11 protein-coding genes are annotated in these 17,341 nt (G+C 55.6%); 4 read left to right on the forward strand and 7 right to left on the reverse strand.

The features are described 5' to 3' along the window. Window positions 1-712: 712 nt before the first annotated feature. From CUN67_RS13725 to rcsB, 3 genes are read left to right on the forward strand one after another with little or no spacing between them, the layout of a single operon-like run. Entirely contained in the window at window positions 713-1,867 is a 1,155-nt protein-coding gene (locus tag CUN67_RS13725; RefSeq protein WP_208715880.1) for an MFS transporter, read from the forward strand. 23 nt (window positions 1,868-1,890) lie between these two features. Then, window positions 1,891-4,545, forward strand: a complete 2,655-nt coding sequence (gene rcsD, locus CUN67_RS13730; RefSeq protein WP_208717221.1) for a phosphotransferase RcsD — start codon at window positions 1,891-1,893, stop codon at window positions 4,543-4,545. A gap of 1 nt (window position 4,546) precedes the next feature. Then, window positions 4,547-5,197, forward strand: coding sequence for a response regulator transcription factor RcsB (rcsB, locus tag CUN67_RS13735; RefSeq protein WP_013509853.1), 651 nt, complete (start codon window positions 4,547-4,549; stop codon window positions 5,195-5,197). Between the two features lie 51 nt (window positions 5,198-5,248). Here rcsB and rcsC read toward each other — a convergent pair whose 3' ends face one another. Beyond that, window positions 5,249-8,107, reverse strand: coding sequence for a two-component system sensor histidine kinase RcsC (rcsC, locus tag CUN67_RS13740; protein ID WP_208715881.1), 2,859 nt, complete (start codon window positions 8,105-8,107; stop codon window positions 5,249-5,251). Window positions 8,108-8,273: 166 nt separating this feature from the next. After that, window positions 8,274-10,913: a DNA topoisomerase (ATP-hydrolyzing) subunit A gene (gene gyrA, locus CUN67_RS13745; RefSeq protein ID WP_208715882.1), complete on the reverse strand. Its 2,640-nt coding sequence runs from the start codon at window positions 10,911-10,913 to the stop codon at window positions 8,274-8,276. Window positions 10,914-11,090: 177 nt separating this feature from the next. Between gyrA and ubiG the strand changes: the two genes are divergently transcribed. Next, window positions 11,091-11,822, forward strand: coding sequence for a bifunctional 2-polyprenyl-6-hydroxyphenol methylase/3-demethylubiquinol 3-O-methyltransferase UbiG (gene ubiG, locus CUN67_RS13750; RefSeq protein WP_208715883.1), 732 nt, complete (start codon window positions 11,091-11,093; stop codon window positions 11,820-11,822). Window positions 11,823-12,377: 555 nt separating this feature from the next. On the opposite strand, the gene lsrG is transcribed toward ubiG, so the two are convergent. From lsrG to lsrA, 5 genes are read right to left on the reverse strand one after another with little or no spacing between them, the layout of a single operon-like run. Then, entirely contained in the window at window positions 12,378-12,668 is a 291-nt protein-coding gene (gene lsrG, locus CUN67_RS13755) for a (4S)-4-hydroxy-5-phosphonooxypentane-2,3-dione isomerase (RefSeq protein WP_208715884.1), read from the reverse strand. Window positions 12,669-12,679: 11 nt separating this feature from the next. Next, window positions 12,680-13,687, reverse strand: coding sequence for an autoinducer 2 ABC transporter substrate-binding protein LsrB (gene lsrB / locus CUN67_RS13760; protein ID WP_208715885.1), 1,008 nt, complete (start codon window positions 13,685-13,687; stop codon window positions 12,680-12,682). Between the two features lie 5 nt (window positions 13,688-13,692). Further along, a complete protein-coding gene (lsrD, locus tag CUN67_RS13765) occupies window positions 13,693-14,706 on the reverse strand; it encodes an autoinducer 2 ABC transporter permease LsrD (protein WP_208715886.1) in 1,014 nt (337 codons plus the stop codon). Beyond that, window positions 14,703-15,746: an autoinducer 2 ABC transporter permease LsrC gene (gene lsrC, locus CUN67_RS13770; protein ID WP_208715887.1), complete on the reverse strand. Its 1,044-nt coding sequence runs from the start codon at window positions 15,744-15,746 to the stop codon at window positions 14,703-14,705. Before lsrC ends, lsrD begins: the two co-directional genes overlap by 4 nt. Continuing rightward, window positions 15,746-17,281 (reverse strand): autoinducer 2 ABC transporter ATP-binding protein LsrA, encoded by a 1,536-nt coding sequence (gene lsrA, locus CUN67_RS13775; protein WP_208717222.1) that lies wholly within the window; start codon window positions 17,279-17,281, stop codon window positions 15,746-15,748. Before lsrA ends, lsrC begins: the two co-directional genes overlap by 1 nt. Window positions 17,282-17,341: the final 60 nt, after the last annotated feature.

Here is a 17,341-nt window from a genome sequence, read left to right on the forward strand (position 1 = left end):
AATGAGATGTTTACCCTAAATTCCCGCCGGACATGTTTGTCCGGCATTTTTTTGCCTGCCACTTACCGTCTTTTGTCATCTTCCGTAAACTTACTTGACCGCCCTTAATTAAGACAATACCTCAATCACATTATTTGTTTATTTTCGCACATTTTGTTCAATAACAAGTCAGGAATTAACCATGTTAATTTCCCGCTGCAACAAAGATCATAGTAATTATTTGCGGACCGTAATATTACCCCGGCTACATCGCTTCTTTGACTTTATTCAGCAGCTTAAGCTCAGCATTCATTACGTCATTCTGGCCGTTTTAATTTATACATGGCTCGCTCCAGCGGGGGAAATAGCCAGTCCATTAATCGACAATAAGGTGAGATAATGTTGTTGGTTATTCCTTTCCTGATAAATCGCTCAATTAATCTTCCGCAAAACCTGAAATTTTCTATTTATCTCGTGATCAACATCACAAATTATTCGGCAGCCGGGACGCTGCTTTTCAGCTAACCTATTGAATCCATATAACAAAATTTGAGTTAAGTCGCTTTTAGGTCCCGTTCCTCTGCCAGGAAAGTTCTGGAAAAAAAATGCAGTGGCTGAAAAGTCGGTAAAATGCCCTTTTGCCGGTAATTCATGGCATGGGACGACCTCTAAACCTGCCGTTGCAGCGGGTTGATGCTAAAATCGCCCTTTTGACGAGAAAGATAATAACTTCATGACAGCACTGGACGCCGCACAACATCCGCGAGACGCTCGCCTTCTGCACTGGTCAACCCGTACCGTGTTTTTGATCAATGGCCTGGGTATGTCTGCCTGGGCCCCTCTGGTGCCGTTTGCCCGCGATCGTCTGCATTTAACCGGCAGCATGCTCGGTGCATTGCTGCTCTGTCTGGGTATTGGTTCGCTGGCCGCGATGCCGGTTACCGGCAAACTGGTGGCACGCTATGGGTGTCGACGCGTCATGCTCTGCTCCACCACACTGGTGCTCATGATGCTGCCACTGCTGGCCACGGCCAGTCAGACACCGGTGATGGCGCTGGCGTTGATGCTATTTGGTGCCGGGCTGGGCACGCTTGATGTTGCGATGAACTACCAGGCCGTAGAAGTGGAAAAGGCGGCGCGCCGTCCGATGATGTCCGGCTTCCACGCGTTCTTTAGTCTGGGCGGTATTGTCGGAGCCGCGACGGTCAGCCTGTTGATGAGTGTCGGTTTGTCGCCACTCGCCGCCGTGGGTGTGGTGATGGTGGTCATGGTGTTGCTGCTGTTGCGCTGCCAGCCGGGGATGATGACCACCCGCTTACATCAGCCCGATCAGCCGTGGCTGGTGATGCCACGCGGCTGGGTGGCCTTTCTCGGCCTGCTGTGCTTTATTCTGTTTCTCGCCGAAGGGGCAGTACTCGACTGGGGTGCCTTGCTGCTGTTACAAAGTCCGGAGATGCCAGCCACCTGGGCCGGACTGGGCTATGCGGTGTTTTCTATCGCCATGACCCTGGGGCGTTTTACCGGGGATAAAATCATCGAGCGCTGTGGGCGTTATCCGGTGATGTTGGGTGGTGCTCTGGCTGCCGCGGCAGGCATGACGCTGGCAGTGATGCTTCCCTGGCCTGGTCTGGCGTTGCTGGCCTTCCTGCTGGTGGGGTTTGGCCTGGCCAATACGGTGCCGATGTTGTTCAATGCTGCTGGAAATCAACACGATATGCCGTCAAATCTGGCGATTTCCGCCATGACAACCTTAGGCTATGCAGGTATTCTTTCAGGTCCGGCTTTGATCGGATTAATATCCCAGTGGATCAGCCTGAGCGGCGCATTTCTGCTTATCGCCCTGCTGCTGCTGGCCGTAGCTGCCAGCGCCCGACTGGTTGCGCGATAATTTCAGGTGCCTGAGACCCTATGTTGCCTTACAAATTTCCTCTGACATCCGGCAATGTGACCCGCTTTTTTGTGGTGTTCAACCTGGTGCTGTTCCTGGCGCTGGGCGCGATGGTGCACAACAGTGTGAATGCCTGGATCACCGATAAGCGCTACGCCATGACCGATCTGGCGCGCGCCATGCAGAAGCGCATTGATGCCTACCGCTTCGCCACCTGGCAGATCTATGAAAACCTTGCGACCAGCGCAGCCGGTTCCACACCGAACAGCAGCCTGCAGGAAACCCGTCTGCGTCCGGATGTGTATTACCTGGAAAAAACGCGTCGTAAAACCGAAGCGCTGATTTTTGGTTCCCACGACAGCAGTACGCTGGATATGACCATGCGCATGTCCAACTACCTCGATACGTTGTGGGGCGCGGAAAATCCCACCTGGTCGATGTATTTCCTTAATGGTCAGGACAACAGCCTGATCATGATCTCTACCCTGCCGCTGAAGGATATGGCGACACGCTATAAAGAAAGCGCAATCAATTCGCTGGTGGATAGCCGCCGTGCCGAGATGTTGCAGCAGGCCAATGCCCTCGACGAGCGCGAAAGCTTTTCACCGCTGCGCCACTTTGCCTGGCAGAATGATCATTACTTCACACTGCGCACCACCTTTAATCAGCCAGGCCATTTAGCCACGGTGGTAGCTTTCGATTTACCGGTGAATGATCTGATCCCGCGCAGCATGCCGCTGGAGAATTTCCTGTTGCGTCAGGACACCACCCAGTCCAGCAGCAGCACTGATGATGAAACCAGCGAAACCACCCATGTCTCACTGGTTAATCCTAATCTGGAGATTGCGGCATCGCTGCCGAGCACCTCGTTGCAGCTGGTGTACCGTGTCCCGATCACCAACCTGATCGTTGATAGCCTGCATAATCTGCTGTGGCCGTTACTGATCAATCTGGTGCTGTTCCTGCTGTCGATAGCCGGTATCACCCTGCTGCGCCAGCAGTCGCTGCGCCCGAATGAAAACCAGAGCGCGGAGCTGGACTCCCTGCGCCTGCTGAATGAAGAGATTGTCGCCAGCTTGCCGGTTGGTCTGCTGGTGTACGATTTCGCCACCAACCGTACCTTGCTGAGCAACAAGATCGCTGAACATTTGCTGCCGCATCTGAATCTGCAAAAAATCATCAATATGTCCGATCAACATCAGGGCGTGTTGCAGGCCACCATCAACAACGAGGTGTATGAAATCCGCCACGCGCGTAGCGTGCTGTCGCCGCATACCCAGCTGTTTATGATGCGCGATCAGGATCGTGAGTTGCTGGTTAACAAAAAGCTGCAAAAAGCCCAGCAGGTACTGGATCGTAATCACCAGATGCGTCAGCAGCTGATGCATAACCTTGGCCATGCCCTGCACCGTCCACTGGAAAGTATGGTGGCGCAGCTGGTCCAGCTCAGCCAGCGCGACAGCGATGAAAGCGTGCTTGACCTGCTCGACGAGAGCCAGGGGTTGGCGCGTCTGGTGGATGACATCGTGCTGCTGAACCGCCTGGAAGCTCATGACTGGTCACCCGATGCCAGCCGTTTCAACCTGCAGGAGCTGCTGGATGAAATAGCCCTGGAAAGCCTGCCGCTGCTGCGACGCAAAGGGCTGGCGCTGGTGGTGAATAATCATCTCGCCAATGACGAGATGCGTTTTGGCGATCGTCGTGCGCTGCGCAAAGTGCTGACAACCCTGATGCATTACTCCCTGACCACCACGCTATGGGGCAAGATTTCCCTCGATATCAAGGCCAGTGAAAGCAAACCCGATCGCATCCTGTTGCAGCTGGTCGATACCGGTTCCGGCCTGACGGTTGACGAACTGGCCAACGTCGATTTCCCGTTCCTGGGTGATACCACACAGGATCGTTTTGGTCAGGCATCGGGCATGGCCTTCTTTCTGTGCAAACAGCTGTGTAAACAGATGGGAGGTTCTCTGGAAATCGTAGCAAAACCTGATATTGGCACCCGCTACAATATCCAGCTACCGCTGGCGCTGGAACAGCACACCGAGCAGGAAGAAAAGCTGCTGGAAGGTGTGAATGTGCTGGTCGATATCGCCATGGAAGATGTCCATAAAATTGTTTGTCGCCACCTGGAGAACTGGGGGGCGAAGTGCCTGACCTCTGACGAACGTTTGTCAGGGCAGGAACATGATGTGCTGGTAACTGACGACCCTTCACGCCTCAACGGCTGGGCGTTGTTACTGGCGGGTGATGAGATGGGTCACCACGCGCTGAACGATCAACAATACCGCGTTAACTTTAACCTCAGTAATGCATTACTCGATGCGTTGCTGGCATTGATCGAGAAGCAACTGGCCCATGATTTAATGGAGGAGACTAACGAAGATGAGGCTGCCACACCGCTACTAAGCGGAGGCTATTTTCAGCTGTTTACCGAGACAGTTCCGCCTGATGTCAAGAGACTGTATACTGAAGCAGCGGAGAAGGATTACCCCTCGCTTGCTCAGACAGCGCATCGCCTGAAAGGCGTGTTTGCCATGCTAAATCTGGTGCCAGGTAAACAGCTTTGTGAAGAGTTAGAACAGCACATTAAAGTATGTGACGATTCAACCATTAAAAATACCACCAGTGAAATTGACGCTTATGTCAATCAACTGCTGCAGCAAGGTAACCCATAAGATGAATAACCTGAATGTAATTATTGCCGATGACCATCCAATTGTTCTGTTTGGTATCCGTAAGTCTCTGGAACAGATTGAATGGGTCAACGTTGTAGGTGAGTTCGAAGACTCAACAGCACTGATTAATAGCCTGTCCAAACTCGATGCCAATGTCCTGATTACTGACCTCTCTATGCCAGGTGAGAAATACGGTGACGGTATCACCCTGATCAAATACATCAAACGTCATTATCCGGACCTCTCGATTATCGTTCTGACCATGAACAATAACCCGGCGATCCTGAGTGCCGTGCTGGACCTGGACATTGAAGGGATCGTGCTGAAACAGGGTGCACCGACTGACCTGCCAAAAGCGCTGGCAGCATTGCAGAAAGGCAAAAAATACACGCCGGAAAGCGTGGCCAAGCTGCTGGAGAAAATTAGTGCCGGTGGTTATGGCGACAAACGCCTGTCACCGAAAGAGAGTGAAGTGCTGCGTCTGTTCGCAGAAGGTTTCCTGGTTACCGAAATCGCCAAGAAGCTGAACCGCAGTATCAAAACCATCAGTAGCCAGAAAAAATCGGCAATGATGAAGCTGGGCGTGGATAACGATATCGCGCTGCTGAATTACCTCTCTTCCGTCAGCGCCACTCAGGTCGACAAAGAGTAATCTGTGGCAGGCGGTGCCCACGCACCGCCTGTTATTCCGCACTACGCTGCATTAATCAGTATGCACACGTCCCTTACGCACACGTTCGGCATATTGCGCCAGGGTGGTTTTCAGTACATCCAGCGTCACCGGCTTGGACAGGCAGTTATCCATACCCGCTTCCATACAACGTTGCTTCTCTTCGGCCAGCGCATTCGCTGTCACGCCAATCACCGGGAAGGCATGTCCCAGCTGACGCAGACGTTGTGTCAGACGGTAGCCATCCATATTGGGCATGTTAACGTCACTGAGTACGATATCAATGTGAGTACGGCTGATGACATTCAGCGCGTCGACACCATCCTGGGCGGTTTTCACCTGATACCCCAGCGTACTGAGTTGTTCTGACAGCAGCATACGGTTGATCGGATGGTCATCGACGATCAATATCATAATATCTTCATAGCTGGCTTGCTCTGCGACTGCGCCCGGCAGCGCCAGCGGCGTGGTGGTTTCGCTATCAATCGCGATGCGATAGATACGACCCAGCAACACCGGCAATTCATGCAGCGTAGCGCTGCTGTGCAGCCACTGCCCTGCGGTAATCTCCTGCGGCATATCGATGTGTTCACCGCTGATACGGACACGCGCTCTGATACTTTGCAGCGGCAAATCGTCATGGTCGCTGATGATCACATCGTCGCTACCGGCCTGTCCCTGATAACGGGCCACCTGCATGCCCTGCTGTTGCAGCAGGCGCAGCAGGAAGCTGGCAAGGTAATCGTTACGCAGATCGAGCCAGAGCGCTTTTTCCTGTAGCCCTTCCAGCAGAGGCGGCGCAGCCTGCTGTCCGGCGTAAATCGGGATACGCACCACAAACTGGCTGCCCATGCCCGGCTCGGAATCCACCTCAATATCACCATCCATCATATTGATCAGCTTTTCACAGATCGCCAGCCCGAGGCCAGTGCCCTGGAAGTTTCGCTGCACACCACTGCCGACCTGGAAGAACGGGTCAAACAGCCGCGTCACCTCTTTCGCCGGAATGCCGACGCCGGTATCACGCACGCGAAACGCCAGATAGCCCTCTTTCTCATAAGCATGAAGGATGATGCAACCGGTATGGGTAAATTTGATGGCGTTATTCAGCAGGTTAGAGATGACCTGTTGCAGACGCAGCGGATCGCCATCCAGCGCCAGCGGCACATCATTTTCGATAAAGACATACAGCACGAGGCGTTTGCGTACCACCAGCGAAAGGTAGTTGCCAACAATATGGTTGATGACCTCACGCGGCGAGAAAGGACGTGGCTCGATCTTCAACTGCTCGGACTCAATTTTCGAGAAATCGAGAATGTCGCTGATAATTTTCAGCAGCAGGCTGGAGGAGTTATTCATCGCCGTGACCAGCGAATCCACCCCTTTCGGCAGCGCTTTGGTCTGCAACAGATCGAGGTTACCGATGATACCGTACAGCGGTGTGCGCAATTCATGGCTGACGGTGGCAAGGAACATCGATTTCGACGCACTGGCCTGCTCCGCCGCCTGCGCCATCTCCTGCAACGACTGCTCCATACGCACGCGCGCCGACACATCCACCAGCACGCAGATCGCTACGTTTTCATTGCGATAGCGTGAGTGAACGAAGCTGATTTGCAGGTTGGTATTGCTGCCGGTCAGCACATCAACAAAGTTCACCTGCTGGCCGCCAATGATTTCGTTCAGGCGCTGCCGGTCTTCCTGGGTGAGTAGCGTCAGATAGTTGTGCGCCAGCTCATTGCTGAGGATATTGGTGCCGTCGCTGGTGCGCAGGATACAAATCCCCACCGGGGCGGATGCCACGATCTTGCGGTTGAACTGCTCATGTTCTTCCAGCCGATGCGCATTATCTTCTGCCGGCAAAAACATCCGGCGCTCAAATATCCACGCGAGGGTAAACAGCAACAACGCGCTGAAAATGTTGAGCAGCAGCGCGTTAATCAACATCAGTTTCAGCTGATCCACCAGCACATCGGTGGAGAGCGACCAGACGATATTGAGATCCGATGGCGGCAGTGGCTTTTTCAGCACCAGCTGGCGGTAACCATCAAGATAACCAAACCAGGTTTTGTCATCAGGCAGATCATCGAGGGAGTAGCCCGGACCACCGCGACGCGTAGTGAGCAGAGGACGATAATTTTCATCGGTGATGGTGGCCACCAGCGGCAATCCACCCGGCTGAATAAATTCGTCGAGGCGGATATTTTGCTCCACCCCGAGCAGTGCCTGCAGTTTATTCGCCACATAGACCGGCATCACCATATAGAAACTGCCCACCCCTGGCTGCATGCCTGCGGTGATCCAGTACATTGGATTGCGGCGTTCGTCTTCATTGCTGCTGCGATAGTGCAGCACCTGCTCGCGCAGTGCTTTCAGGCTGCGTTCCCGGTCCACCGTATTGCTGCCGATGGTGAAGTCAGCCAGACACTGATTTTCCCCGCCGATAAAGAACACCCGATTCAGCTCATAGGCCGAAGCAAAGTTACTTTTCCAGTAATTGATGTAGTAACTGAGGGAATCGAGCGAGTTACGCCAGGTGCTGCTCATTGAGGTGCAATCACCGTCGGAAAACAGCGGAGTGAATTGCGGCAGCGTCCCTTTGCTGGTCGGCATGCCGTTGAGCACATCCAGGCCGCTGGCACTGCTGGTGAGGCGATTTTCCGTGATGTACTTCAGCTCACGCATCACATCCGCCGAGTGGCGGACATACCATTCCGCCTGACCGTAGTTGGTGTCAAACTCCTGGCGAACCGCATTCTCTTTCTCGTGCAGCACATTGATGATGTAAAAGGTGGTCAGCAACGCACCCAGCGACCAAAGCAGCAACGCCAGTGCGCGAAACAGGTAGCGCGAAATACGCAGCGTGGTACGGAAGGAGACGAGATATTTCAATGCAGGCTCAACTCACGGCAAGGGTAAAGGTCAGGGAATTATTATGCCCATACACTAGCTTTATCATCCCGAAAAAGCCAGACAGAGCGCCGCTTCAGGCCAAAACTCAGAAAAAGAAACGGCAGGTCGGTTGCCCTGACCTGCCGTTGATTGTCACCGTGACGGATTACTCTTCTTCGTCCGCTTCCGGTGCGTCATCGTCGTTGTCTGTTTCCGGCGCGATATCCTCTTCGCCTTCGGCAACGCTACCGTCGATGGCGTCGAGTTCTTCCTCTTCCACCGGTTCGACCACGCGCTGCAGACCCACCACGTTTTCATCTTCTGCGGTACGAATCAGAATCACGCCCTGGGTGTTACGACCCACCACGCTCACTTCTGACACGCGGGTACGCACCAGCGTACCGGCATCGGTGATCATCATGATCTGATCGCAGTCGTCCACCTGCACCGCACCCACTACCGGCCCATTACGCTCGGTGACCTTAATGGAGATCACACCCTGAGTCGCACGGGATTTAGTCGGGTATTCGCTGTTGGCGGTACGTTTACCGTAACCATTCTGCGTGACGGTCAGGATAGCGCCCTCTTCACGCGGCACAATCAGAGAGACCACTTTGTCGTTTTCAGCCAGCTTGATACCGCGTACACCTGAAGCTGAACGCCCCATCGCACGGACGGCACTTTCAGCGAAGCGCACCACTTTACCGGCGGCAGAGAACAGCATGGTTTCGTCGCTGCCATTGGTCAGCGCCACACCGATCAGCTCATCATCTTCACGCAGATTGATGGCGATGATGCCCGCACTACGCGGACGACTGAATTCCTGCAACGCCGTTTTCTTCACGGTGCCGTCAGCGGTTGCCATAAAGATGTTGAAGCCTTCGGTGTACTCACGTACCGGCAGAATGGCGGTGATACGTTCGTTCGCTTCCAGCGGTAACAGGTTGACGATCGGACGACCGCGTGCGCCACGGCTGGCTTCCGGCAGCTGATACACCTTCATCCAGTACAGACGGCCACGGCTGGAGAAGCACAGAATCGTATCGTGGGTGTTGGCCACCAGCAGACGGTCGATAAAGTCTTCTTCTTTAATACGTGCGGCGGATTTGCCTTTACCACCGCGGCGCTGAGCTTCATAGTCCGTCAGCGGCTGGTATTTGACATAACCCTGATGCGACAGCGTGACCACCACATCTTCCTGGTTGATCAGGTCTTCGATGTTGATATCAGCGCTGTTGGCAGTAATCTCGGTACGACGCTCATCGCCAAACTGGTCGCGCATCGCTTCCAGTTCTTCACGGATCACTTCCATCAGGCGCTCTGCGCTGGCAAGGATATGCAGCAGCTCAGCGATTTGGTCGAGCAGTTCTTTGTATTCGTCGAGCAGCTTCTCGTGCTCCAGGCCGGTCAGTTTCTGCAAACGCAGATCCAGAATGGCCTGAGCCTGCTGCTCAGTCAGGTAATACTGACCATCGCGAATACCGAACTCCGCTTCCAGCCATTCCGGACGCGCAGCGTCATCACCGGCACGTTCCAGCATCGCTGCCACATTGCCGAGATCCCACGCCTGTGCAACCAGGCCGGCTTTCGCTTCTGCTGGCGTCGGGGCGCGACGGATCAGCTCGATAATCGGATCGATGTTAGCCAGCGCAATCGCCAGACCTTCAAGGATATGGGCACGGTCGCGCGCTTTGCGCAGTTCGAAAATAGTACGACGCGTCACCACTTCACGACGATGGCGAACGAAAGCTTCCAGGATCTCTTTCAGCGCCATAATCTTCGGCTGGCCCTGATGCAGCGCCACCATGTTGATACCAAACGACACCTGCAACTGCGTCAGCGAGTAGAGGTTGTTGAGCACCACTTCGCCGACCGCATCGCGTTTGATCTCGATAACGATGCGCATGCCGTCTTTATCCGACTCATCACGCAGCGCGCTGATGCCTTCGACACGCTTCTCTTTCACCAGCTCGGCAATCTTCTCGATCAGGCGCGCTTTGTTCACCTGATACGGCAGCTCGTGAATGATGATGGTTTCACGGCCGCTTTTCGCGTCAGCTTCCACTTCGCCACGCGCGCGGATATAGATTTTGCCGCGACCGGTACGATAGGCTTCTTCGATACCACGACGGCCATTGATGATGGCGGCGGTCGGGAAATCTGGCCCCGGAATGTGCTCCATCAGCCCTTCAACGCTGATGTTTTCATCATCAATATAAGCCAGGCAGCCGTTAATCACTTCGCGCAGGTTGTGCGGCGGAATGTTAGTGGCCATACCGACGGCGATACCGGAAGAACCGTTTACCAGCAGGTTAGGGATTTTTGTCGGCAGAACCTCAGGAATCTGCTCGGTTCCGTCATAGTTAGGAACGAAATCGACCGTCTCTTTTTCCAGGTCCGCTAACAGATCGTGGGCGATTTTGGCCATACGCACTTCGGTGTAACGCATCGCTGCAGCAGAGTCGCCGTCGATGGAGCCGAAGTTGCCTTGACCGTCTACCAACATGTAACGCAGGGAGAACGGCTGCGCCATACGAACGATGGTGTCATAAACGGCAGAATCACCATGCGGGTGATATTTACCGATAACGTCACCGACCACACGGGCGGATTTTTTATAGGGTTTGTTCCAGTCGTTACCCAGTTCGCTCATGGCAAAAAGCACACGGCGGTGCACTGGCTTCAGGCCGTCACGGACGTCGGGTAAGGCTCGGCCAACGATGACCGACATGGCGTAATCGAGATACGAGTTTTTCAACTCTTCTTCGATATTGACCGGTGTAATTTCTCTCGCAAGGTCGCTCATGGAGCCGCTATCCCTCTACATAATCCCGGAATTCAAAGGTGCGAAAGTATATCACATTGCTTACCCAGGGTGAATGTTAAGCACGGTTTAATCCGGCTTTTCCTTTGTTCTGAGAGGTGCGCGGGCCGCGCTTAAGCGTTTATACTGAAGCCACATTTTGTCTGGAGTCATGATTCAATGAATGAACAACCGCAGGAAAGCCGCCAGAACGTCGATCACAACGAAATTGCCAAGTTTGAGGCAGTCGCATCGCGCTGGTGGGATTTAGAGGGTGAATTTAAGCCGTTACACCGCATTAATCCCCTGCGTCTTGGCTGGATTGCCCAGCACAGCCATGGTTTGTTTGGCAAGAAGGTGCTGGATGTGGGCTGCGGCGGCGGCATTCTGGCGGAAAGCATGGCGCGCGAAGGTGCAGACGTCACCGGATTAGATATGGGTGCGGAACCGCTGGAAGTGGCGCGTCTGCATGCGCTGGAAAGCGGTATCAGCGTCAACTACGTGCAGCAAACGGTGGAAGATCATGCCATCAGCCATGCTGGCCAATATGACGTGGTGACCTGCATGGAGATGCTGGAGCACGTCCCGGATCCGCGTTCGGTGGTGCTGGCTTGCGCCCAGTTGGTTAAGCCTGGCGGTGAAGTGTTCTTCTCCACCATCAACCGCAACCCGAAAGCCTGGCTGCTGGCGGTGTTTGGCGCCGAATATGTGATGCGCATGGTGCCGCGCGGTACCCATGACGTGAAGAAGTTTATCCGTCCGGCGGAGTTGCTGAACTGGGTGGATGAAACCCCGCTGCGTGAGCAGGGGATGATCGGTTTGCATTATAATCCGCTGACGAATCAGTTCCGGTTGGGTCGTGGCGTAGATGTAAATTATATGGTGCATACGCACCGCCAGACGGAGGTTTAGCTCCGCAGGGGTTCCGCCTGCTGGCAGCTGTCTGGCTATGAGAAGGTTCCGCCCGCCAGGCTTTAGGTAGTTTCAGGATCGCCATACAGGCGGACGGGCAAAGGTGCGATGGCGCGCACCTTTGCAATCCGCGCCCTGCGGCGTCCTCGCGCAGCGCTTCGCGCTGTTCCCTCGCTTATCACTCAGGCCGAACGGACCTCGCGGATTCGCCATCCATGGCTCATGCCGCGCTCTCGCCGCATCCATGCGGCTCGTCCTGGCCTTCCCTCTGCACTCGGCGCTGCGAATGCCGCCAACACCACCGCCTGAAAGCCCGTGCTATCTGAGTTGCGCGATAAATCGCGCCGCTACAAATAACTGCACGCTGTCGTAGCGGCGCGATTTATCGCGCAAAAAAGCCGCGAAGCGGCGAGGTAGGCGGCGCAAGGCCGGGGAATGCAAAGGGGACGGCCAGGTCCCCTTTGCTCGGTCGCCGCACCGGCGAACTGAAACTCCCTCAGCCCGTAGCGAACGAAATCACCTTTGAACTAAAAATCCCGGGCCAGCCCGTAACCATCAAGGATATATCCCTTTAAACACCGTTTTCTTTCTGGGTTCGGTCATTAGCGCCTCCAGCGCCTCGACACAAGCCAGATAGTGCGGTGTTTTTTTATGGGCCAGCACCGCCGCCTCATCCGCATAAGCTTCATAAATAAAAAAACGCGTCGGCACGTTGCTGTCCTGCAAAACATCAAAACGCAGGTTACCTGGCTCCTGTACCGCCCCTAAATGATTTTCGCGGAATACCTGTAAAAATTCGTCGATACTGTCGGCTTTTACATTGATTTCCACCAGAGTGACTTCCATTCACGTTCTCCTTAAAAATCGTAGTTGTCGATGTTGTCTTTAGTAAACACCACGCGTTCAGGCAGCAGCACAATACCGTTGCCTTTGGCTTCATAATTGTAGCCCTGTACGCTGTTGTCGGAGACCGTCACTTTGCCAACATCCGGCACCTGTAAACTGTCTCCGGGATTGAGATCGCCTTTCAGCAACTGATTCGCCACCGCAATCGAAATCCGGCCCTGCTTCACCACATCCCACAGCCCGAACTGCTGCACCGTGCCGCGCTTCACATAAGGTCGCATCACGTTCGGGGTACTGAAACCAACAATCGTCACATCCTTACGTCCGAGATTTTCCGCTGCCTGAGCCGCAGCCGGTAATGCGTTGGCGTCCGGCGCGATAATCGCATCCAGATCGCTCCAGGATTTCAGGATCCCCTCTGCCGTCTGCAACGACTTGGTGGCATCGTTGTAGCCATACTGCGTGGTGACAATCTCCCAGTTGGGATGATCTTTGGCGATCTTCGCTTTCGCTTCCTTCACCCATTGGTTCTGATCGGTCACCGTCGGGCTGGAATAAAAGAACGCCACCTTCGCTTTGTCCTTTTTCACCTGGCTGGCCGCCATGTCCACCAGCATGCCGCCCAGCTGCGCAGGGGTGCCCTGGTTAATATAAATTGAACGGCATTCCGGCTTAGTGTCAGAGTCCCAGGTCAGCACCTTCACGCCACGTTGCATCGCGCGTTTCAGTGCCGGGCAAAGACCATCCGGTGAAACCGCTGCCACCACGATGGCATTGTATCCCTGGTTGACGAAGTTATTGATCATCTGTACCTGGCCGGAGACGCTCGGCTCAGTGGGGCCGTCATAGGTCACATCGACGCCCAGCGCTTTTCCGGCATCGGTCGCCCCTTTGCCGCCGCTGGTGAAATAGCCTACCCCCACCAGCTTGGGGATAAAGGCGATACGTTCGGCTGCCTGAACGCTCAGACTGGCACCGAGTACACAGCACAGAGCCAGTGATAACCGCTGCATTTTCATGATTTTTACTCCTGGTAAGATGCGCGATCGCGCGTGAATCGCGCACGCAAACGCCGGCTAAGCTGGCGCACAATGCCTGGATTCAGGCTCCAGGAGCGTCCGATCACCGCAAGAATCAGCAATGCGCCGGAAAGCGCACTACTGACCTGACTCGACACTCCCACCATTTGCAAACCCTGCTGCAAAAAGCCGATGACCAGCGTGGCCAGCGCGGTGCCCAGCACCGAACCCGCCCCGCCGTAAATATTGGCACCGCCCAGCACCACGGCGGTGATCGCGGGCATTAACAACGGCGCACCGAGATCGGCACGCGCCGAGCCGAAGTACGCACTCATCACCGCCGCCGCCAGCGCCGATGCCAGCCCAACCAGGCTGTAAAGCAGCAGCAGAGTACGGTTGACCGGCAATGCGCCATAGCGCGCCGCTCGCAGGTTCTGGCCGAGCAGAAACACATAGCGTCCGGTACGGGTGCGGTGCATCAGCAGCCAGAACAACAGGCAAAGCAGCGTAAACAGCAGCAGCGGCATCGGGATGCCAAGCGGAGCGAGATTGGCCAGATCGGTAAAGGTCGCCGGAAAATCACCGATCCCCTCGAAGCCGGTGGCCCCGGCCAGCCCGGAAAGCAGCAGCGCACCGCCACCGTAGAGATAAAGCGTGCCAAGGGTGATCACCAGCGGGTTCACACCGGTCCACAGGATAAGCGCGCCATTGAGCCATCCACACAGGCTGCCCAGCAACAGCGTACACAGCAAAGCAACCGCTAAAGGCCAGTGACTTTGCAACATGATACCCAGCGCAATAGCGCATAAGCCGGTCACGGCGGCAAAGGAGATGTCGATACCGCCACTGACAATCACCAGCGTCAGCGGCAAGGCGACAATGCCAACGGTGATAAAATCGCTGGTGCTGAATAGCAGGGTGTCGATATTCAGCATGCGTGGGTTACCCCAGCCGAACAGCAGGATTTCCAGCACCAATAGCAGCGCCAGCGCGCCTTCCCAGTTCAGATAGCGCTTCATTCGGTCGCTCCCCGGCGCGAGGCCGCTGTCGGTGGGGGTTTAACAGTTTTTTTTCGTGCCGGAGGGGATAAAAAACGGGCGTACTTTTGCCGATGCAGACGACGGGCCAGCGCCTGACGTAATCGTCCGTCAATGACCAGCACCGCCAGCAACACCAGTCCCGAGATAAAATCATTCCACCATGCGGGTAGCCTGAGCAGCACCAGCACGCTATCAATTTGCGTCAGGAACCAGGCTCCGAGTATCGCCCCTAGCAGGGTGCCAGAGCCGCCCAATAAACTGACACCGCCCAGCACACAGGCCGCGATGGCTTTCATCTCCATCCCGGTGCCGGTTTGATTGGGCACAAAACCAATTTGCGCAGCAAACACCATCCCGGCCAGTGCCGCCAGCGCGCCGTTGGCGGTGAAGGCGAGTAAACGCACCTGATTGACCGGCACACCCAACTGGCGTGCGCCCTGCAAATTATCGCCGGTGGCATAAAAGTTGCGACCAGCAGCAGTCTTTGCCAGGAACAACATCATCGCCAGCGCGATCAGCAGAATCATGATGCCCAGCGGTGACAACCCCGCCGCCACCGGCGCAGCCAGGGTTTTCAGTTGCTCCGGCAACCCTTCAATCCATTTGCCGCCGGTCAGCAACAACATCAGGCCGCGATACAACCCGAGGGTGCCCAGGGTGGCGACAATCGCCGGAATACGCAGCCCGGTGACCAGCACACCGTTAAACAATCCGGCTAACATGCCGGTGCCCAGCGTCGCCAGACAGGCCAGCGGCAGTGAGACTCCCTGATTCAGCAGAACGCCCAGCACCGCAGCGCACAGCCCCATGGTGGAACCGCAGGACACGTCAATATTACGCGTCAGCAGCACCAGCGTAGCGCCCATCGCCAGCAGAATGGCGATCTGCGCACTGCCAAAAATCATCCCCACTAATTGCAGGCTAACGTTCTGTCGATCCAGCAACCACGGCAGCATAAACAGCACCAGGATCGCCAGCAGGGTGCTCAGCTCCCGATGGGTTTGCAGGTATTTCAGCATCAGTATTCTCCCGCCGCCTGGGCGCTACGTCCCCAGGCCAGCTGAATGATATTTTCCGCACTCACCGCCGCACCGGATAATTCCCCCACCAGCGCCCCCTGATGCATCACCACCACGCGATCCGCCAGCAGCGCAACCTCATCCAGATCCGAAGAGATAATGATCAGGCCGATTTGCTGCGCCACCACCGAGCGCAATAACTGATAGATATCGGCACGAGCCGCCACATCCACCCCGCGTGTCGGTTCATCGACAATCAGGACTTTCGGTGTCGCCTCCAGGCAATTTGCCAGCAATAACTTTTGCTGATTGCCCCCAGACAAGGTGCGTGCCAGCTGGTCGTTGTGACTGAATTTGATCCCCAGCGCGCGCTGGTAGCGGGTCAGCACTGCCCTCTCCTGCTGGGGTCGCAGCCACCAGCTGCGCCGTGGCAGCGTTAATGCGGTGACATTCCACGCCAGCGGGGCATCCGGATAGAGACCGGAGGTTTGCCGGTCTTCCGGCAGATAGACCAACCCGGCGCGCAGACGCGCTGCTGTCGGCAGCGACAGCAGATCCTGTTGCTGCAAACGCGCCGTGCCGCTGCTGGCGGTGCGTAATCCGTACAGCGTTTCCGCCAGTTCGGTGCGCCCGGCCCCGACAATGCCCGCCAGGCCAAGGATCTCTCCCGCTTTCACCTGCAACGAAATCTGACGAAAACCTTCGCCACTTAACTCATCAACCTGCAACAGCACCTGGCCTTTTCGCTCCGCAGGCAGGTTACCCGCCTGTAACCACAGCTGCTGCTCTGCACTCAACGGGGCTTGCCGTTCGGGCGGCATCATTGCCGCCACCAGCGCGTCATCATCCAGCACGCCAATGCTGCCCTGTAGCACCACGCAGCCGTCGCGCATCACGCTAACCTGATGCGCCAGCGCCCGAATCTCCGGCAGCTTATGGGAAATAAACACCACCCCAACGCCCTGCCCGGCCAGCTGGCGCACCAGACGGAACAGACGTTCGGTTTCCACCGGGGTTAATGACGCGGTTGGCTCATCGAAAATCACCACTCTGGCGTCGCGCATCAGGCCACGCAGAATCTCCACCTGTTGCTGGTCAGCCACTGCCAGGGTACCGGCCAGCGCATCCAGCGGCAGTGCGCTGCCCATCTGGCTTAGTAAGTTTTGTAGTTTTTGGTTATCGGCCTGGGCGCGCGGCAGGCGAAACAGGATGTTCTCGCGCACCGTCAGGCTGGGGAACAACAAGGGCTCCTGCGGCACCAGGTAGATACCGCACAGGTGTGCTTTGGCAGGGGTCATTAAGGTCAGGGGCTGATTGGCGAGGGTAAGCGTGCCGCTATCAGGTTGTTCGATACCGGCAATGATTTTCATCAGCGTCGATTTGCCTGCGCCATTGCCTCCCAGCAAGGCGTGGATTTGCCCGGCATGCAGTTGAAAATCAATGCCACGTAACACCGGCACACCAGAAAACGCCTTACAGACCGCCGTGATGTGTAACAGCACGCTGGATTGCCCGTTGACCTGATCCTGCACCATTGCCGCTCCCGATGAGAACAAATGATTTTTAAATAACATTATGTTCACAATCCTGGATAA

The sequence above is a fragment of the Pantoea cypripedii genome (assembly GCF_011395035.1).
Lineage (GTDB): Bacteria > Pseudomonadota > Gammaproteobacteria > Enterobacterales > Enterobacteriaceae > Pantoea > Pantoea cypripedii_A.